17 protein-coding genes and 1 pseudogene are annotated in these 17775 nt (G+C 68.4%); 3 read left to right on the top strand and 15 right to left on the bottom strand.

All coding sequences use genetic code 11. From position 1 onward, the window contains the following. Position 1 precedes the first annotated feature (1 nt). The 4 genes from ACSHZY_RS07395 to ACSHZY_RS07380 form a co-directional block, all read right to left on the bottom strand. A complete protein-coding gene (locus ACSHZY_RS07395) occupies positions 2-1465 on the bottom strand; it encodes an aldehyde dehydrogenase family protein (RefSeq protein ID WP_435167548.1) in 1464 nt (487 codons plus the stop codon). Between the two features lie 119 nt (positions 1466-1584). Beyond that, positions 1585-2946: an FAD-dependent oxidoreductase gene (locus ACSHZY_RS07390; protein WP_435167545.1), complete on the bottom strand. Its 1362-nt coding sequence runs from the start codon at positions 2944-2946 to the stop codon at positions 1585-1587. Between the two features lie 5 nt (positions 2947-2951). Continuing rightward, positions 2952-3143 carry a 2Fe-2S iron-sulfur cluster-binding protein gene (locus ACSHZY_RS07385; protein ID WP_435167542.1) on the bottom strand — a complete coding sequence of 64 codons (192 nt, stop codon included), beginning with the start codon at positions 3141-3143 and terminating at the stop codon, positions 2952-2954. A 143-nt stretch (positions 3144-3286) separates the two neighbouring features. Then, positions 3287-3736: a hydantoinase/oxoprolinase family protein gene (locus tag ACSHZY_RS07380; RefSeq protein WP_435167539.1), complete on the bottom strand. Its 450-nt coding sequence runs from the start codon at positions 3734-3736 to the stop codon at positions 3287-3289. 28 nt (positions 3737-3764) lie between these two features. Between ACSHZY_RS07380 and ACSHZY_RS07375 the strand changes: the two are divergent. Together ACSHZY_RS07375 and ACSHZY_RS07370 are read left to right on the top strand one after the other, a co-directional pair. Then, positions 3765-4100: pseudogene (locus tag ACSHZY_RS07375) on the top strand (NAD(P)/FAD-dependent oxidoreductase); the annotation flags it as partial. Between the two features lie 49 nt (positions 4101-4149). Further along, positions 4150-4821, top strand: a complete 672-nt coding sequence (locus ACSHZY_RS07370) for an NAD(P)/FAD-dependent oxidoreductase (RefSeq protein ID WP_435167537.1) — start codon at positions 4150-4152, stop codon at positions 4819-4821. A 2-nt stretch (positions 4822-4823) separates the two neighbouring features. Here the strand turns inward: ACSHZY_RS07370 and ACSHZY_RS07365 are convergent, their stop codons facing one another. Next, positions 4824-6149, bottom strand: coding sequence for an NAD(P)/FAD-dependent oxidoreductase (locus tag ACSHZY_RS07365; RefSeq protein ID WP_435167534.1), 1326 nt, complete (start codon positions 6147-6149; stop codon positions 4824-4826). A gap of 155 nt (positions 6150-6304) precedes the next feature. On the opposite strand from ACSHZY_RS07365, the gene ACSHZY_RS07360 reads away from it, so the two are divergent. Further along, entirely contained in the window at positions 6305-6799 is a 495-nt protein-coding gene (locus tag ACSHZY_RS07360) for an Lrp/AsnC family transcriptional regulator (protein WP_435167531.1), read from the top strand. Here ACSHZY_RS07360 and ACSHZY_RS07355 read toward each other — a convergent pair. The 10 genes from ACSHZY_RS07355 to ACSHZY_RS07310 form a co-directional block, all read right to left on the bottom strand. Continuing rightward, positions 6796-8454, bottom strand: coding sequence for an ABC transporter ATP-binding protein (locus ACSHZY_RS07355; protein ID WP_435167528.1), 1659 nt, complete (start codon positions 8452-8454; stop codon positions 6796-6798). The two genes, ACSHZY_RS07360 and ACSHZY_RS07355, sit on opposite strands and share 4 nt — an antisense overlap. Next, a complete protein-coding gene (locus ACSHZY_RS07350) occupies positions 8454-9296 on the bottom strand; it encodes an ABC transporter permease (RefSeq protein WP_435167525.1) in 843 nt (280 codons plus the stop codon). The genes ACSHZY_RS07355 and ACSHZY_RS07350 overlap by 1 nt, the downstream gene beginning before the upstream one ends. Before the next feature lie 5 nt (positions 9297-9301). After that, a complete protein-coding gene (locus tag ACSHZY_RS07345) occupies positions 9302-10261 on the bottom strand; it encodes an ABC transporter permease (protein ID WP_435167522.1) in 960 nt (319 codons plus the stop codon). 59 nt (positions 10262-10320) lie between these two features. Continuing rightward, entirely contained in the window at positions 10321-11934 is a 1614-nt protein-coding gene (locus tag ACSHZY_RS07340; protein ID WP_435167519.1) for an ABC transporter substrate-binding protein, read from the bottom strand. Between the two features lie 57 nt (positions 11935-11991). Continuing rightward, positions 11992-12714, bottom strand: coding sequence for an HAD-IA family hydrolase (locus ACSHZY_RS07335; RefSeq protein WP_435167516.1), 723 nt, complete (start codon positions 12712-12714; stop codon positions 11992-11994). Between the two features lie 170 nt (positions 12715-12884). Next, positions 12885-13796 (bottom strand): 2-hydroxyacid dehydrogenase, encoded by a 912-nt coding sequence (locus tag ACSHZY_RS07330; RefSeq protein WP_435167513.1) that lies wholly within the window; start codon positions 13794-13796, stop codon positions 12885-12887. Then, positions 13796-15169 (bottom strand): aspartate aminotransferase family protein, encoded by a 1374-nt coding sequence (locus tag ACSHZY_RS07325; RefSeq protein WP_435167510.1) that lies wholly within the window; start codon positions 15167-15169, stop codon positions 13796-13798. The genes ACSHZY_RS07330 and ACSHZY_RS07325 overlap by 1 nt, the downstream gene beginning before the upstream one ends. Before the next feature lie 15 nt (positions 15170-15184). Next, entirely contained in the window at positions 15185-15997 is an 813-nt protein-coding gene (locus tag ACSHZY_RS07320; RefSeq protein WP_435167507.1) for a GNAT family N-acetyltransferase, read from the bottom strand. A gap of 115 nt (positions 15998-16112) precedes the next feature. Beyond that, positions 16113-17219 carry an acetylornithine deacetylase gene (gene argE / locus ACSHZY_RS07315; protein WP_435167504.1) on the bottom strand — a complete coding sequence of 369 codons (1107 nt, stop codon included), beginning with the start codon at positions 17217-17219 and terminating at the stop codon, positions 16113-16115. Then, positions 17203-17565 (bottom strand): cupin domain-containing protein, encoded by a 363-nt coding sequence (locus ACSHZY_RS07310; protein WP_435167501.1) that lies wholly within the window; start codon positions 17563-17565, stop codon positions 17203-17205. The genes argE and ACSHZY_RS07310 overlap by 17 nt, the downstream gene beginning before the upstream one ends. Between the last annotated feature and the right edge of the window lie 210 nt (positions 17566-17775).

The following is a 17775-nucleotide window of genomic DNA, read 5'->3' as shown; positions in this document are numbered from 1 at the left end:
TTCAAAGGTCGATCAGTACCGATTTCGTGCGGCGGTTGGCGGCGAACGCCTCGCGCCCCAGATCCTTGCCAAGGCCGGAGGCTTTCCATCCCCCCGTCGGCAGGATGTGGTCGCGCGACCGGCCATAGCGGTTGACCCAGACCGTTCCCGCTTCCAGCCGCCGCGTCAACCGCAGGGCGCGGGAAAGGTCGCGGGTGAAGAGCCCGGCGCACAGGCCATAGCTGGGATGGCGGGCAAGATGCATCGCCTCCTCCTCCGTCTCGAAGGTCTGGAAGGTGGCGACGGGGCCGAAGATCTCCTCGGTCACGGCGGGGTTCGATGCGGTGACGCCCGCGATCAGCGTCGGGCGATAGAAGCTGCCCGCACCGTCAAAGCGCGAACCGCCGCACAGGATCTCCCCCCCTTGACCCGCAGCGGCCTGCACGATCCCGTCGATCCGTGCCAACTGGATTTCGGAGATGATGGGCGAGAAACCGGCCTCCGCCTCCCATGTCGCAGCGGGGCGGTGGCGGTTGAATCGTTCGGCAAGCCGCGCGGCCAGCGCATCGGCGATCCCGCGCTGCACGATGATGCGCGAACCTGCGACGCAGAACTGCCCCGCATTGGGCAGGATGCCGCGTTCCAGGCAATCCGCCGCAAGGTCGGGATCGGCGTCGTCGAACACGACCATCGGGCTTTTGCCGCCCAGTTCCAACGTCATCGGCTTGATGCCGGTGCGGGCGATGTTTTCCATGATCGCCGCCCCCGCCCGCGTCGATCCGGTGAAGGAGATCTTGTCGATCCCCGGATGTCCCGTCATCGCCGTGCCGGTGATGGGTCCGTCCCCCAGCACCACGTTGACCAGCCCCGCCGGAATGCCCGCCCGCACCGACAGTTCCGCCATATAGAGGGTGGAGAACGGCGTCATCTCCGACGGTTTCAGCACCACAGCGTTTCCGGCGGCCAGCGCCGGCCCCAGCTTCCACCCGGCCATGGAGATGGGGAAGTTCCACGGCGCGATCGCCCCCACCACGCCATAGGGCTCGGCCGAGATGTAGCCGAAGCTGCTGTCGGGCGTCGGCACCAGATCCCCGCCTTCCTTGTCGGCGAATTCGGCGAAGAAGCGGATTTGCTCGGCCGTGACCGCCACATCCCCCGCCGCCGCATGGGAAACCGGGCGAGAGGAGCAGATCGCTTCCAGCCGCGCCAGCGTGTGGGCCTCCGCCTCGATCAGGTCGGCCCAGCGGTGCAGCGCGCGCAACCGGTCGCGCGGGGCGCATCCGCCCCAGCCCGACGTCTCCAACGCGCGCCGTGCGGCCTGCACCGCCCGGTCCACCACCGCCGCATCGGCGCAGGGGATGGAGGTCAGAACTTGCCCGGTGGAGGGCGCCCGCACCTCGATCGCATCGGGGCCGGTGACATAGGCGCCATCGATGAAATGGCCGGATGGCAGGCGCACATCGGCGGGGGTGAAGGCAAGGGGCATGGCAACCTCCGGGTTGTTCATGGGCCAGAGTGCGGGCGACAGGGCAGCGAAAGCTGCCGAATGAGGAAGGGACGCGGCAGATTTGTGCGGTCGCGCGCGGGCGGCAGAAGATTGTGCGGTCAGCCCTCCTCGGCCTCCAGCAGCGCGGCGATCGGCACCGGCCGCACGGGCGGCTGGCCCCGCAGACGCCCCGCGTCCGGTACCGGGCAGCCCACCTGCCGCGCGATCAGCTCCGCCGCCGCCAGCTGGCAATAGCGGCCTTGGCAGCGCCCCATGCCGATGCGGCCGATGGATGTCACGCGGTTCGCCTCCGCCCCGCCCAGATCGGCGGCGGCACGAAGGTCGCCCACCGTCACCCCCTCGCACCGGCACAGGATGGTGGTGTCGGGCAAGGCGTGCACCTGCGGGGCGGGCCAGGGGAAGGCGCGGGCCATGGCGCGGCCGAACCGATCCAGCCGCGCGACCTGCCGCAGCAGGGCGCCGGTGCCCGCCACGGGATGCCCAAGATCCTGAAGACAGGCCTGCGCGGGCAGCGTTCCCGCCCGTTCCGCCGCGTCCGCGCCCAGGATCCGCACACCGTCGCCCGCCAGATACAGGCCCGGCCCCGCCCGCCCCATCGGGTCCGCCTGCGGCAGCCACTGCGCCCAGTCCATCGACCAGACAAAGCGCGCTCCCGCGAGATCGGCCAGCTGCGTTTCCGCCCGCAGGTGCCAGCCCATCGCCACGGCGTCGCAGGGCGTGTCTTGCGGCCGTCCGCGCGCGTCCTGCAAATGCAGGGCGATGCGGCCCTGATCGTCGGTCGCGATCCGGACCAGCCGCGCGTCGGCATGGTAAAGGCGGCCCAGCGCCGCGCGCATCCGCAGCCCCCGCAGCGTCACCCGCGGTCGGGCCAAGGCCATCCCCGCCGCCCCCCAGATCTGATCGGCGTAAGACGAGGTGTCGAGCACCGCCGCCACCCCCGCCCCCGCCTTGATCAGCTGCACCGCCACCAGCGTCAGCAGCGGACCGGAGCCTGCCAGCACGATCCGCCGCCCCAGCGCCATCCCCTGCGCCTTCAGCGCGATCTGTGCGGCCCCCAGCGTGTAGACGCCCGCCGACTGCCGGCCCGGCACCGGCACCACGCGGTCCGTGGCCCCCGTCGCAAGGATCAGCCGGTCATAGGGGATGCGGCGGCCGCCCCCCGCACCGGCCACATGCGCCACCCCGTCACGCAAGGCGAAGACGGAATGTTCGGGCAAATGCTCCACCTGCCCCGCCTTCACCATGGCGTCAAAAAGGTCGTGCAGGCGCTGCGCCTTGACCGCCTCCGACCCGTAAAGCGTGGCGGCCGCGCGACGGAACCCCTCGGGCGGGCGGCGATAGATCTGGCCGCCGGCACGCGCGGCTTCATCCACCACGATGGGGCGCAGGCCGGCCTTGGCAACCGCTTCGGCCGCGCGGATGCCGGCCGGTCCGGCCCCGACGATCAGGACGCGCGTCATGCGGGTCAGCCCCCCGCAGGGGCCGAAAGCAGCCGCATCCCGTCCCGCAGGGGGGTGGAGCAGGCGCGCAAACGCGGCCCGTCTTCTTGCCAGATCCAGCAATCCTGGCAGGCGCCCATCAGGCAGAAGCCGGCCCGCCCTTCTGCCCCGAATTCGGCCTGCCGCAGACGGGTCCTGCGGGTTAGGATGGCCGACAACAGGTGTCCCCCTCCAGCGCGGACAGGTCCTGCCCGTCGAACCGGAAGGTCACGGCGCGGCGGACAAGGCGGCCGGCGGTCATTCGGCGGCCTTGGCCAACGCCTCGGGGCGCGGCAGGTCGGGGAAGCGCTGGCAGACGGCGTCAAAGGCGCGCAGCACCGCCTCGAGGCCGTGGCCTCCCGATCCCGATCGGACTGACCGACACGGAGGGAACGTGCAGCGGGAATTCCCCGATCCGCTCATCGGTCCCGAACTGCACCTCGCCGTCCACGATCAGCGCGAAATCGGCCGAAGTGCCGCCGATGTGCAGGGTCAGGATGCGGCTTTCGCCCGCCTGCCGCGCCAAGCACGACTCCCCGATTACTACCGACGCGGTGCCCGACAGCGGCATGGACACGCAATCGCGTCGCCCCTCGCCCGCCGTCGTCAGGGCACCGTTGGATTTGGTCAGCATGGCGCGCGCGGGCGCGCCCTGATCGGTCAAGCGCCCTTCCAGCGCCGACAGATAGCCGGACACGCGCGGATGCACGTAGCCGTTCAGGATCGCGGTAGAGGTGCGTTGATGGGCCAATGCAGGACGGGGGCGGGGCATATCGGTGATCCTTCTGGGCGGCGGACTAATGGGCACGACCACCGCCGTCTTTCTGGCGCGGCGGGGCGTTCCGGTGACGCTGGTGGAGCGCGGGCACATCGGCGCGGGGGCCACCGTCGCGTCGTTCGGGAACGTGCGGCGCAGCGGGCGGCATCCGGCGCAACTGCCGCTGGCCCGCCGGTCGCTGACCCTGTGGAACGCGGCGGAACGCCTTCTGGGCCGGGATGTGGAATCTCAGGCCACCGGCCACCTGCGCCTGATCTTCAATCCCGAAGGGCTGGCCCTGATGCGCGCCTATGCTGACGCCGCCCGCCTCGAAGGCCTGACGCTGGAGGAGATGTCGCCCGCCGACCTGCGCCGTCGCTTTCCGAGTCTTGGTCCTGACGCCATCGGCGCCTCCCTTTCGCCCGAGGATGAACGGGCAACCCCGGGCCCGCATTCGCGGCGGCGGCGGCCCGACTGGGCACATGGATCGTGGAGGATCCCGGTCCGGTGCGGGGTCCACTTGGACGCAGACGACCTCCAAGGGCACCTTCACCGCCGACCGGCTGGTGAATTTGAATTGCGTCGGTGCGCGCGCCGGCGATCTGGCCGCACAGTTTGGCGAGCCTGTTCCCATCCGCAGCTTCGGCCCGCAGATGGGCGTGACCGAACCTCTGCCCCACCGCGTCCTTGCCGTGGTGGGGGTCTGGGCGGCGGCCCATGGCGCCTATCTGCGGCAGGTGGAGCGTGGGAATGTCGTCTTCGGCGGCGCGGTGGACCGGATGGAGGTGGATCCCGCGACCGGCCACGCGCATTTGGATCCCGCCCGCCTGCCCCAGCAGTTGCGCGCGGTGGTGCGGCTGGTGCCCGCGCTGCGCCACGTCGCCGTGATCTGTCAATGGTCTGGGGCGGAGGGACATGTGGGGGACGGGTTGCCCGTCATGGGCCCCTCCCTCACCAGGCAGGGCCTGTTCCACGCCTTCGGCTTTTGCCGCCACGGATTTCAACTGGGGCCCGGCGTAGGGGATGCGATGGCCGAACTGATCAACACCGGCCGCTGCGACACGCCGCTGGACGCGATGCATATCGCCCGCTTCGCATGAGGTCAGAATTTCGCGACCTTGCCCCACTGGCTGCCCCGGAACCGGTCCAGCCGGTATTGCGCGACCTCGGTGATCGGGTCACGTCCCAAAGCCAGATCCGCCACCAGATGCCCCACGCCCGGCCCGATGCCGAAGCCGTGGCCCGACAGGCCCGCCGCCAGCACCAGCCCCGGAACGCCCACGTCGGCATCGATCACCGGCACCCCGTCGGGCGTGCTGTCGATGAAGCCAGCCCAGCTGGCCTGCACCGGAATGCCGCGCAGGGCCGGCAGCAAGGCACGGGCGCGGGCCAGCGTTTCGCGGACCAGCGGGACCGAAGGCGCGGGGTCCAGAACGCGCATCCGTTCCATCGGAGTTTCGCGGTCGGTGGGCCAGATCGCGCGCGTCTCGAACCCCGAGACCCAGCCCTGCGTCCAGCCGGGACGAAGGGACCGCCAGCGTTTGGCGAACATCGGCAGGAAGTGCTTTGCGCCGCGCAGCATGCCGGGCGTCAGATCGACGCTGCCACGGCCGGAAATGGCCAGCGTGTGCCCCCCGTCCCCGCGCCGCGTGACCGACACGCCCTTCGTGTGCAGCGCGTCCGGCAGGCCTTCGGCCCCCGGCATGATCGACAGGATGGAACTGCGGACCGAGGCCTGGGGGAAGGTCACCCCCAGCTGGTTCATGAAGCTGCCCGCCCAGGCGCCGCCCGCCACCACGACGTTGCGCGTGCGGATCGTGCCGCGTTCGGTGATGACGCCGCTGACCCGACCGCCTGCCCGTTCGATCCCCCGGGCGGCGCAGCGCTGGATCACGTGGCCGCCATGCTTCACCACGCCCCGCGCGATCACCGGCGCGGCGCTGGCCGGATCGGCGATCCCGTCGCTGACCGACCACACCCCGCCCTGCCAAGACCGGCCGGTGGCGCGCGCCCGCTCCGCCGTCTCTGCGGCGGTCAGCATCCGGGTGTCCACCCCCTCGCCCCGCGCGAACCGCCCCCAAGAGGCCCAGCCCTCCAGCTCTGCCGGATCGTCCGAAAGATACAGCAACCCGCAGCGGCGAAAGCCGATGTCGGGGCCAAGGTCGGCTGCCATCTCCTCCCACAGGGCAAGGCTGCGGGTGGAAAGGGGGAGTTCGCGCACGTCGCGGTTCTGCTGACGGCACCATCCCCAGTTACGGCTGGACTGTTCGGCGCCTATGCGCCCCTTTTCCAGCAGCACGACCTTCTGCCCCGCCCGCGCCAGCCAATAGGCGGCGCTGACGCCGACGATGCCGCCGCCGATGACGACGCAATCGGCCTCGGCCGGCAGGGTGGGATCGGTGGTGATGGAAAGAAGGGGTGCGGGCATGTCATCCTCCGGGTCGTTCGGGAACAGGTTAAGGCGGGACCGCCGGTGGCATCTGCCGCATCGGGGCCGGGGGGCGGCAGATCCTGTCGAAAAGGTCAGGCTTGGCAGACGCTTGAAGTTCCACGACAAGGGGAAGGCCCACAAGGAGGGACAAGATGACCGCGCGCCTGAAACTCGACCGCATCGACGTGAAGATTCTGGCCGAACTTCAGCGCAACGGCCGGATCACCAACGTGGAACTGGCCGACCTAGTGGCGCTGTCGCCCTCTCCCTGCCTGATGCGGGTGAAGAAGCTGCAGCAGGCGGGCTACATCATCGGCTATTCTGCGCAGATCGACGTGGCCAAGCTGGGCGAGACGCTGACCGTCTTCACGGAATTCACGCTGAAGAACCACCGCCAGATCGACTTTTCCCGCTTTCAGGAAGCGCTGGAAAAGATCGACAGCTGCATCGAATGCCACCTCGTATCGGGGGGATACGACTATCTGGTGAAGTTCGTGACGGCGGGCATCGTGGATTACCAGAACATCATCGAGGCGCTGATCGACCGCGACGTGGGCATCGACAAGTATTTCAGCTTCGTCGTGATCAAGACGCCTTTCGTGAAGAACCAGATCCCCCTGACCCGCCTGTTCGCCGACCGCGTCTAGCGGCGGGCGAACTGCGCGATCAGGTCGGGATCCTGTTCCAGCCCCTTCAGCCACCCCGTGTCCAGCTTCGGGATGGAGGAGATGAGGAGCCGCGAATAGGGATGCACCGCCTCGGCCGACATGCGGGCGGCGGGCAGCGCTTCCACCACGCGGCCCTTCAGCATCACCAGCACATCGTCGCAGATCGCCTCCACCGTGGACAGGTCGTGGCTGATGAACATGTAGGACAGGTTCAACTCGCGCTGCAACTCCTTCAGCAGATCAAGGATCGCCGCCGCCACCACCGTGTCCAGTGCCGAGGTGATCTCGTCGCACAGGATCAGTTCGGGGTCCGCGGCCAGCGCCCGGGCCAGGTTCACCCGCTGCTTCTGTCCGCCCGAAAGCTCCGACGGCAGGCGGTGGCGCAGCGTGGCGGGCAGATGGACCATGTCCAGAAGCTGCGCCACGCGCGCGGCCCGCTTCGCGTCCTTCATCCCGTGATAGAAGGTCAGGGGGCGGCCAAGGATCGTCTCGATCGACTGGGCGGGGTTCAGGGCGGTGTCGGCCAGCTGGAACACGATCTGGGCGCGGCGCAACTGGTCCTTGCTGCGCTGGGCCAGATCCGGCTTCAGCTCCGCCCCGTCCAGCTGGATGTTGCCCCGATAGGCGGGCAGGATGCCCGCGATGGCGCGGGCCAGCGTGGACTTGCCCGACCCGGATTCCCCGATCACGCCAAGATTGCGGCCGCGTTCCAGCCGGAAGCTGACGTTCTGCAGGATCTTCGCCGCAGGCTCGCCATTCCGGATCGCGCCATAGCCGGCGCAAAGGTTGTCGACCTGAAGGATGGGACGCGCCGCCGCCCCGAGCTTCGGCGCCGCCACATGGGGCACGGGTTCGAACGCGTCCAGCAGCTGGCGGGTGTAGGAATGGGTAGGCGCGGTCAGGATCTGCTCGGTGGTCCCCTCCTCCTGCACGACGCCGCCTCGCAGCACGATGATGCGGTCGGCGATCTGGGCCACCACGGCCAGATCGTGGCTGACATAGACCCCAGCCATGTTGCCCTGCCCCATGACGGACCGGAAGGCGCGCAGCACCTCGATCTGGGTGGTCACGTCCAGCGCGGTGGTCGGTTCGTCGAAGATCACCAGCTGCGGATCACCAATCAGTGCCATCGCCGCCGACAGGCGCTGCAACTGCCCGCCCGACACCTGATGGGGATAGCGGCTGCCGATCGTGTCGGGATCCGGCAAGGCCAGCGCGCGGAACAGCTCGCGCGCCTTCGCCTCGGCCTTGGAGCGGGGCATGAGGTTGTGAATCGACGTGATCTCCACCACCTGATCCATGATGCGCTTCGACGGGTTGAAGGCGGCGGCGGCGGACTGGGGGATGTAGGACACCTCGGTCCCGCGAAGGGCGGCACGCTGGCGTTCGGTCATGCCCGTCACGTCGTGCCCGCCCAGACGGATCGTGCCGCCGTGGATCGCGCAGCCGGGCCGCGCGTGGCCCATCAGCGACAGCGCGATCGTGGTCTTGCCCGATCCGGATTCGCCGATCAGGGCCACGATCTCGCCGGGGGCGATGTCGAAGGTGACGCCCTTGATGATCTCCACCTTCCGGCCGGAATCGGTGGTGGCGCCGATGCGCAGGTCGCGGACGGAGACTAGGGGGTGGGTCATCATTCGCTCCGGTCTCTGATGCGGGTGGGCAGGTTGTCGATGAACATGTTCACCGAGATCGTCAGCGAGGCGATGGCGATCGACGGGAAGATGACGGCGGGGGCGCCAAGGCTGAGGCCCTCGATGTTCTCGCGCACCAGCGCGCCCCAGTCGGCGTTCGGCGGCTGCACGCCAAGGCCCAGGAAAGACAGGCCCGACAGCACCAGCACGATGAAGACGAAGCGCAGCCCCAGATCGGCCAGAACGGGGCCAAGGATGTTGGGAAAGATCTCGCGCAGGATCAGGTGGGTGAAGCCTTCGCCCCGGGCGCGGGCCACGGTGACGAAATCCATCGTGTTGACATTCACCGCCAGCGCGCGGGCAAAGCGGTAGGAACCGGGAAGGTAGATCGCGGCCAGCGTCAGGATCAGCACCGGGATGGACGACCCGACCGCGGCCACCACGACCAGCCCGAACAGAAGCGACGGGATGCCGTTGAACGCGTCCAAGAGGCGCGACAGCAGCGTGTCGAACCAGCCCCCCGCCACGCCCGCGATCATGCCCAGCAGCACGCCCCCGGCGCAGGCCAGCGTCACCGCCGCCAAGGCGATGCCCACGGTGTATCGCGCGCCCATGATCACGCGTGAAAGGATGTCACGTCCCAGATAATCCGTGCCCATCCAGAACTTCTGGCTGACGGGGCCGAAATAGTCGAAATCGACCATCTCTCCGGTCGGATAGGGGGTGATCCACGGGCCGATGATGGCCGCCACCGCCCAGAACAGGATCACAACCAAACCGATGCGGCCTACCCAGTTGAACGAATATCCCAGCCGCGCCGGGGTCGGAATGCGAAGGGACATGGACATCAACGGCGCAACCTCGGGTTTGAGAGAATGGCGATCATGTCGGCCACCGTGATCAGCAGAAGGTAGCTGAAGCAGAAGATCATGGCGCAGCTTTGGATCAGCGGCAGGTCGCGGGTGGACACCGCGTCCACCATCAGCTTGGCCACGCCCGGATAGTTGAAGACCGTTTCCACGATGATGACGCCCCCCACCAGATAGGACAGCGACAGGGCCACGGCGTTGGCGATCGGGCCCAAGGCGTTCGGCAGCGCGTGGCGCAGCACCATCCGCGTGCGCGACGCGCCCTTCAGCAGGGCCATTTCGACGTAGGGGGTGTTGATCGTCTCGATCACGGCGGCGCGAGTCATGCGGATCATCTGGGCCGACACCACGAAGGACAGGGTGATGACCGGCATCGCATAGGCCTTCAGCATCGCGCCCCAACTGTCCACGTCGACCCCATAGCTCAGCGCCGGAAGCCAGCCGAGCCAGACGGCGAAGATCAGCACGGCCAGCGTCGCCACCATGAATTCGGGAACCGAGATGACGGAGATGGTCAGCATCGACACCACCCGGTCCAGCACCGACCCCCGCCACATGGCCGACGCGATACCCAAGAACAGCGCCACCGGCACGCAGACCAGCGTCACGATCCCCGCCAGCCGCAGGGAATTGGCCAGCCGCCCCGACAGCATGTCCGCGATGGACACGTTGTTCACATAGGACATCCCCAGATCGCCCGAGGCGAGACCGCCAAGCCAGGACAGGAACCGCCAGATCGCCGGTTCGTCCAGACCCATCGCCGTGCGCAGGCCGGCCACCGCTTCGGGGGTGGCGGCCTGGCCCAGAAGGATTTCCGCCACGTCGCCGGGCAGCAGTTCCGTGGCAAAGAAGACGGCGAAGGACACGATCACCAGCGTGATCGCGGCGATCCCCAGCCGCTGGCCCACCAGAAGCCATGTGGTCGCGGAACGTAGCATGCCGCACCTCCTTCAAAGTTCGGGGATCCCGCGCGACGATCCGCGCGGGACGTCAGGCCTCAGACATCCAGCCAGACGTATTCGGCAAAGGCATAGCCCATCTGGCCACCCAGCGGGTTCGGCTGCAAGCCCTTCAGCTTGGACGACAGCGCATCGACGTTGGAGATGTAGGCCGGGATGATGGTGCCCGCCTCGTTCGCCACCATCTCCTGCATTTCCCAGTAGATCGCCTTGCGCTTTTCCTCGTCCAGCGATCCGCGGGCTTCGGTCAGCATGCCGTCGAACTTTTCGGACTTGTACTGGCTTTCGTTCCAAGGCGCGTCCGAGGCATAAAGCAGCGAGAACAGGATGTCCGGCGTCGGGCGCGGGTTGATGTTGCCGAAATGGATCGGCGCCTTCAGCCAGTAGTTCGACCAGTAGCCGTCCGACGGCACCCGCTCCAGTTCGAACTTCATGCCGGCTTCGGCGCCCGCCTGTTGCACCACCATTGCCATGTCGATGGCCGAGGTCGGCGCGTCCGAGGTGACGATCGGGATCGTCTGCCCGAACAGGCCCGCCTTCTTGAACAGCGCGACCGCCTGTTCGGGATCGTAGGGGCGCGGCTTCAGGTTCGGGTTGTGATACTTGTCGGCCGGCGACACGGGCTGGTCGTTCCCGATCTCGGCCAAGCCGCGCAGAACGGATTTCTGGATGGCCTCGCGGTTCATCAGGTACTTCATGCCTTCGATGAAGCCGGCCTTGTCGCCCGGCGCCATGTCCAGACGGATGTTCAGGTTGGTGTAGTTTCCGGACGTCGTGACCGAGGTCTGGACATGGTCCTGTCCTTCCATCATCCGCATCGACCGCGGGTTGATGGAGGCGCCAAGGTGCACATCCCCCGACAAGACTGCGTTCACCCGTGCGTTGTTGTCCGAGATGGCGAAGTATTCGAAGCTTTCCAGATACGGACCCTGGCCTTTGAAGTAGTTCGGGTTGCGCACGCCCACCGACTTGACGCCCGGCTCGAACGACTCGCACAGGAAGGCGCCGGTGCCGTTGGCGGTGGTGAAGTCGGTCGTGCCGTCGGCCACGATCATGAAGTGGTGCAGCGACAGGATGGTGGGCAGGTCGGCATTGGCCGCCGCCAGCACGATCCGCACGGTGCGGTCGTGCACGGCCGTGACCTCGGCCATCTGGGCCGCGATCGCCGCCGCCTTGGACCCGACGGCCGGATCCAAGTGCCGTTTCATCGAGTACACCACGTCGGCCGAGGTCAGCGTCTTGCCGTTGTGGAAGGTCACGTCCGGCTTCAACGTGACCTGCCAAGTCTTCGCGTCGTCCGTCGTGATCTCCTCGGCCAGTTCCATCTGGGCGATGCCGGCCTGATCAAGGAAGGTCAGGCGATTGTAGAAGGCGCAGCACCGCACATAGTCGGTGGAGAAGGACGCCTTCGCCGGGTCCAGCGTGTCGGCGGTGGAGGACGACCAGCCCGCCCCCTTCAGGTGCCCGCCTGTCACCGGCGTCTGGGCCACGGCCTGACCGGCGCGCAGCAGCAGGGAACCGCCCGCGCCCAGCGCCACGCCCGAAGCCATGAGCATCTTCAGAAGATCGCGGCGGGTGGCGCCCTTGCGGATCGCGGACTCCACCATGGCATCGTCGCGACCGGTCCAGTTGGCAGGCGTCTTGTGGTTCATGTCGTTCCCCTGTGGAAAGGCGCCGACGGTTCTTGTGACCGTTCGGACGATGAAAATTCAGGCGTGAAAGGCGTCCTCCGCCGCGTCGGCCAATTCGATCAGGGCGTGGAAGTGGTAATCGGGTTCGGTGAACTCGGTCGGTTCGATCGTGCCGCCATAGCCGGCCTGCGCGTGCCGACGCTGGATCCAGGCGTTGGTCATGCCCAGCTTGCGCGAGATGCCGATGTCGTGGTGCTGGCTTTGCGCCGTGTGCAGGATGTCGTCCTTCGTTCCGCCATCCGCTTCCACATGGGCGAAGACCTGGTGGAAGAAGGCGGGATCGGGCTTTTCGGTGCCCGTGTCATCCGTGGTGAAGGACGCCCAGAAGGGGAAGCCCAGCTTTTCCTCGTATTTTGCGAAGGCCCAGCGGCGGGCGTTGGTCATGGCGATCAGCTTGTAGCGGGCCTTCAGCTTGGCCATCGCGTCCAGGCTGTCGGGGAAGGGCTTGGCCTCACCCACGGCGTCGATCATGAACTGGCGGTGTTCGGGCGTGTCCGGCAGATGCAGCGCCGCCGCGATCCGGCCATAGCAGCGGCCAAGATCGTCGGGAAAACGCTGCGCCTCGGGATCGTAGCGCGCGTCGCGATACACGGACAGCGCGGCCTCGCCGTCGATCTCGCGGCCTTCGCGGCGGGCGATGTCGGCCAGAGCTTCGGTGATGGCGCCTTCGAAATCGATCAGCGTGCCGACCACGTCGAAGGTGACATAGCGGAAGGTGTGAAGGGGTTTGACATCGGTCATCCGGATGGTCCTTCTTTCGTGAAACGCGCCAGCACCGTGTCGCCTTTCCGTTACAGTCAGGTTTGCCTGTTTTGGCCTGCGGCGCATCCCGAAACCGGGGGCCGGAACGGCATATTCTGTCGTATTCGAAAATGGGGCGGCATAGAATCGTCTGCGCCGCCGCCGGGGGATCAGTAACCCCGTTCGCGATCGACAAGGCCCGGCAGGGGTGCGCCCTCCCGCCCGGCGCGGATCACGGCCAGCGCGTGATGGGCTCCTTCCTCGGCATCGGTCAGGGAGGCGATGTGCGGCGTGACGATCACCCGCGGATCGGCCCAGGCCCAATGGTCGCCCGGCAGCGGTTCCGGATCGGTCACGTCCAGCATCGCCGCGGCCAGCTGGCCACTGTCCAGCGCACGGCGCAGGGCGTCCATGTCCAGCTGCGGCCCACGCCCGGCCTGCACCAGCCGCGCGCCTTGGGGCAGTTGCGCGAACAGCCGGTCGTTCAGCAGGCCGCGCGTGTCGTCCGTCAGCGGCAGCAGCCCCACAAGGATGTCGGATTGCGACAGGAAGGCGTCCAGATCGTCGCTGCCGAAGGTTCGCACGCCGTTCACCGGCCTGGCCGAACGGCTCCATCCCAGAACCCCGAAGCCAAGCGCGCCGAGCGTCTGCGCCACCAGCGTGCCGATGCGCCCCATGCCCATGATGCCGACGCGGCGGGACCGGGCCAGCAGCGTCTTGTGCACCGTCCATTCCCCCCGCGCCGCCTGATCCAGATACAGCGGCAGGTCGCGATGCAGCGCCAGCACCGCCAGCACCACCCAGTCGCGGACCATCCCTTCGATCCCCGGGGCGACGGTGCGCGACAGGGCCACCCCTTCAGGCAGAGGCGGCAGGTGGTCCGTCCCCGCCCCCACGCCAATCACGACCGACAGGTTGGGATAACGCGTCAGGTCCTTTGGCGGCATCCAGCAGGCCAGATGCGTCACCAGTGCGGGATCCGTGACATCGCCCTCGGTCGCGAAGAACGGCTCGGACTCCTCGGCGAAGACCCGGCTCCAGATCTCGCGCCGTTCGGGGGTGGAATGCAGCAGCAGCGCCATCAGCGCAGAACCGCGCGGATCTCGGGATCCTCCAGCGTCAGGTCCAGCACGGCGCGCGTGCGGGCGACGATGGCGTCGATCTGTTCTTCGGTGCAGCACAGCGGCGGGGCATAGCCGAAGATGCCCTGCGGGAAGGACCGCACGATCAGCCCGTGGTCCCACGCGCGGTCAAACAGGCGCGTGGCCGGCTGGACCGAGAGCGGTAGCGGCGTCTTCGCCTCCTTGTCCGTCACCAGCTCCACCGCCGCGAGCATTCCGCGCCCGCGCACGTCGCCCACCAGCGGATGGTCGCGCAAGGTTTCCAGCCCCGCCATCAGGCGCGCCCCGGCCTTGCGGCCGTTTTCCAGCAAGCCGCCTTCGTAGAGCGACAACACCTCCAGTGCGACGGCGGCGGACACCGGATGCGCGGAATAGGTGAAGCCGTGCCCGATGACCTTGGCCCCCGCCCCTCCGGCGATCGTCTCGTACACGTGATCGCGCATGAACACCGCGCCCATCGGCACATAGCCGGAGGTGAGACCCTTCGCGACCGTCATCAGATCCGGGACGATCCCCTCCTCCTCGCAGGCGAACAGGGGGCCGGTGCGGCCGAAGCCGGTGATGACCTCGTCCGCGATGAACAGGATCTCCAGCTCGGCACAGACGTCGCGCATGGCCTTGACCCAGCCCTTCGGCGGAACCAGCACGCCGCCCGACCCTTGGATCGGCTCCAGATAAAAGGCGCCCACGCGTTCGGGGCCCAGCGCCTCCACCTTCGCGCGCAGTTCCGCGACGGAAGCATCAATGATGGCCTGCGGGTCCGTTCCCACCGAGTTGCGATAGATGTAGTGCGAGGAGATCTTGTGCTGCCAATCATAGGGCACGCCGAACCCGTCATGGAAGCCGGGCAACGCCGTCAGCCCCGCGCCCATGGTGGTGGAGCCGTGATACCCCTGCTGGACCGAGATGAACTGGTCCCGCTGCGGCTGGCCCTTGGCGTGCCAGTAGTAGCGGACAAAGCGGATGGTGCTGTCCACCGCGTCCGACCCACCCAGCGTGAAGTAGATGTGGTTCAGATCGCCCGGGCTGCGGTCGGCCAGCGCGGAAGCCAGCCGGATCGGCGCTTCGGAGCCGAGGTCGAAATAGCCGGTGGCGTAGGGCAGCCGGCGCATCTGGTCGGCCGCGGCCTCCACCACGCTTTCATGGCCATAACCTGCGTTCACGCACCACAGGCCCGCAAAGCCGTCGATCAGTGTGCGGCCTTCGGCGTCCGTCACCGTCGCCCCCTTGCCCGAGGTCAGGACGCGGACGCCCCGCGCCTCGTGCCCCCGGAACGAGGAGACGGGATGGATCAGGTGGCGGCGGTCGAGCTCGACAAGGGAATTGGTCAGCATGGGAAACTCCGTGGATCAGCCCAAGGCCTGCGAGACGAGGGCGTAGGTTTTGGCAAGGGTGGCGGGCGTGGAACGGGCGTCCTTCACCATGGCGGTGCCCCCGCCGGCGGCGGCAAGGCCCAGTTCCTCGGCCAGGGGAACAAGCGCCGGATCGCGCAGGTCGACGCGCAGGAAACCGCCTTCGCGCCGGCGGGCGGCTTCGGTCAGAAGGGCGCGGGCGGTGTCGGCATCCTCGGCCACGATGGGGCCGACCACATCGCCACGCCCGAAGGAACGGATCAGCGCGAAACCGCGATCGGCGCGCAGGACCTCCCCGCCCTCGGCGATGCGGCGCAGCAGGAGTGCGCGCTGCAGGCCGCTGGCGGCTTCGTCCATCGCGGCAAGCTGGGGAACGTCGTCCACCGTCCCGTCGCGCACGGGAAGGTCCGGGAGACCGCCCTTCGCGAGGCCCTGATGCTGGTGAATGCGGCCCACGCTGCGGAAGCCCAGCTTTTCGTAAAGCGGAAGCCCGCCGGTCGTGGCGACAAGGCGCATCTCCCGCCCCTCGGCCAGCGCCATGGCGGCGTCCATCAGCCGGCGGCCAAGGCCACGCCCGCGCATCGCCTCGTCCACGATGATCATGTTCAGTGTGGCCACATCGCCCAGAAGCGAACACAGGGCCGTGCCGACCACCCGCCCCCCGCCCAGCGCCACCACGCCGCGCGAGGTAGAAAGCGTCAGCCCCCAATCCTCGGCCCGGTGGGGCCATCCGGCCTGACGCGACAGGCCAAGGGCGTCCGGCACATGGGCGGTGTCGAAAGGTGCGATGGTGATGGTGTCGCTGGTCATGCAAGCTCTCCTTTTTCTGATCCTGCCACGGGCCGAACGGCAGGAAGACGCGTCGAACCGGCCGCCGCCGCAATTTCACGCGCATCCCTTCGGCCTTGCCGCAGAATATGCCGCGTCATGCCGACAGCCGCTCCCCCAAGGCCCGCACCATGGCGCAGGTGGCCTGCAATTCGCCTTGCGTGAGGTGTTCCTCGGGGCGGTGGGCGCGGGCGATGTCGCCGGGCCCGCAGATGATGGAGGGGATGCCGGCCGACTGGAACAGCCCCGCCTCGGTCCCGAAGCTGACGGCGCCCAGCGCGGTGTGGCCGGTGATCGCCTCGGCCAGCGTCGCCAGCGGATGATCGCGGTCCAGCGCCAGCGCGGGGTAGGACGACAGCCATTCGATGTCCAGCCCTCCGGCCGCCTCCACCACCGGCTGCAGGATCGCCTTCGGATCGACGCCCTGGATGGCGCGAGCCTCCAGCGCAGCCTCCGCCCGGTCGGGGATGATGTTGACCGCCTGCCCGCCCTGCACCGTGCCGATCTGAAGGCTGGACCAAGGCGGCGCGAACCGTGCGTCCTGCGGGCCGGATTGCAGCGCCACGGCCTGCGCCGCCGCCGCCTGAAGCGCGGGCAGAAGCGCATGGATCGCGTTCACCCCCAGATCAGGGCGCGAACTGTGGCCCGACCGCCCCTGCGCCACCAGCCGCAGCGCGGCCTTGCCCTTGTGGGCCAGCACGGGAACCAGACCCGTCGGCTCCCCCACGATGCAGCCCGCTGGCGGTGCGCAAAGATCGGGCAGCGCCGCGATCAGGTGCGGCACGCCGCGGCAGCCCGCCTCCTCGTCATAGGACAAGGCGATGTGAATGGGGGAGGACAGGCGCATCCGCAGCAGATCCGGCACGGTGGCCAGAACGGCGGCGACGAAGCCCTTCATGTCGCAGGCGCCGCGGCCTGTCAGGCGGTCGCCCTCCATCCGCAGGGCGAAGGGGTCGGCGCGCCACTCGGCCTCCCCCGCCGGAACCACGTCCACGTGGCCCGACAGGATGTGGCCCGGCACTGATGGATCGCCGATGGTCGCGAACAGGTTCCAGCGGTCGCCTTCCGGCCCCGCGATGCGGTGGCAGGGCACGCCAAGGTCGCGCAGATACGCCTCGACAAAGGCGATGATCGCGCCGTTGGGCGTGCCCACGACGCTGGGAAACCCGACAAGGCGGGCCAGAAGATCAGTCGGCGAAGACATAGATTTTCCGCACCGTTTCGATCGTCTTCCACACGCCGGTGAAGCCGGGCTTCATCAGGAAGGTGTCGCCCGCCGTGAAGCGCCGCGTTTCGCCGCCGTCTTCGGTCAGGTCCACCACGCCGGACAGGATGTGGCAGATCTCCATCGCCTCGCCCTTGACGGATCGGGTGGTGCCGGGGGTCGCTTCCCAGATGCCGGTGCGGATCTTCGACCAGTTGCCCAGCGGCACCTCGTCCAGCGCCCAGGTCTTGAAGGCGGGCGCCCCCTCGATCAGCTTTTCGGGGGCGGCCACATCCTCGCGCGGGGCGAAGGCGGGGTGGGTGTCGATGGGGGTCAGAAGGGCCACGGCGGATGCTCCGTCCTTTAAAATGTCTTTGTGGCCCCAGCATGGCGGCCCCGCCCCGCCCTGCGGCACCGTTCTTTCCGGCGCGGCGGCATCCCCTGCCGTGCTCCCCGCCGAATACGCAATTTCCTGCCTCTGGCAGCGCCACTGCCGCACGCCCTGTGGCCCAAGCGGCGCGAAGATGACAGGAACATGACCTTCCAGGAGACAGCG

It is taken from the genome of Falsirhodobacter sp. 1013, from assembly GCF_051195255.1.
GTDB lineage: Bacteria > Pseudomonadota > Alphaproteobacteria > Rhodobacterales > Rhodobacteraceae > Falsirhodobacter.
The sequence above is the reverse complement of the archived record's forward strand: the minus strand, read 5'-3'. Positions and strand labels throughout refer to the sequence as shown.

Coding starts and splice junctions, on each gene's coding strand:
- ACSHZY_RS07355 (WP_435167528.1), bottom strand. CDS start 8,454: ATGACCCACCCCCTAGTCTCCGTCCGCGACCTGCGCATCGGCGCCACC.
- argE (WP_435167504.1), bottom strand. CDS start 17,219: ATGTCTTCGCCGACTGATCTTCTGGCCCGCCTTGTCGGGTTTCCCAGC.
- ACSHZY_RS07370 (WP_435167537.1), top strand. CDS start 4,150: ATGAACGGGCAACCCCGGGCCCGCATTCGCGGCGGCGGCGGCCCGACT.
- ACSHZY_RS07325 (WP_435167510.1), bottom strand. CDS start 15,169: ATGCTGACCAATTCCCTTGTCGAGCTCGACCGCCGCCACCTGATCCAT.
- ACSHZY_RS07320 (WP_435167507.1), bottom strand. CDS start 15,997: ATGACCAGCGACACCATCACCATCGCACCTTTCGACACCGCCCATGTG.
- ACSHZY_RS07330 (WP_435167513.1), bottom strand. CDS start 13,796: ATGGCGCTGCTGCTGCATTCCACCCCCGAACGGCGCGAGATCTGGAGC.
- ACSHZY_RS07345 (WP_435167522.1), bottom strand. CDS start 10,261: ATGCTACGTTCCGCGACCACATGGCTTCTGGTGGGCCAGCGGCTGGGG.
- ACSHZY_RS07380 (WP_435167539.1), bottom strand. CDS start 3,736: ATGCCCCGCCCCCGTCCTGCATTGGCCCATCAACGCACCTCTACCGCG.
- ACSHZY_RS07395 (WP_435167548.1), bottom strand. CDS start 1,465: ATGCCCCTTGCCTTCACCCCCGCCGATGTGCGCCTGCCATCCGGCCAT.
- ACSHZY_RS07340 (WP_435167519.1), bottom strand. CDS start 11,934: ATGAACCACAAGACGCCTGCCAACTGGACCGGTCGCGACGATGCCATG.
- ACSHZY_RS07335 (WP_435167516.1), bottom strand. CDS start 12,714: ATGACCGATGTCAAACCCCTTCACACCTTCCGCTATGTCACCTTCGAC.
- ACSHZY_RS07390 (WP_435167545.1), bottom strand. CDS start 2,946: ATGACGCGCGTCCTGATCGTCGGGGCCGGACCGGCCGGCATCCGCGCG.
- ACSHZY_RS07350 (WP_435167525.1), bottom strand. CDS start 9,296: ATGTCCCTTCGCATTCCGACCCCGGCGCGGCTGGGATATTCGTTCAAC.
- ACSHZY_RS07360 (WP_435167531.1), top strand. CDS start 6,305: ATGACCGCGCGCCTGAAACTCGACCGCATCGACGTGAAGATTCTGGCC.
- ACSHZY_RS07365 (WP_435167534.1), bottom strand. CDS start 6,149: ATGCCCGCACCCCTTCTTTCCATCACCACCGATCCCACCCTGCCGGCC.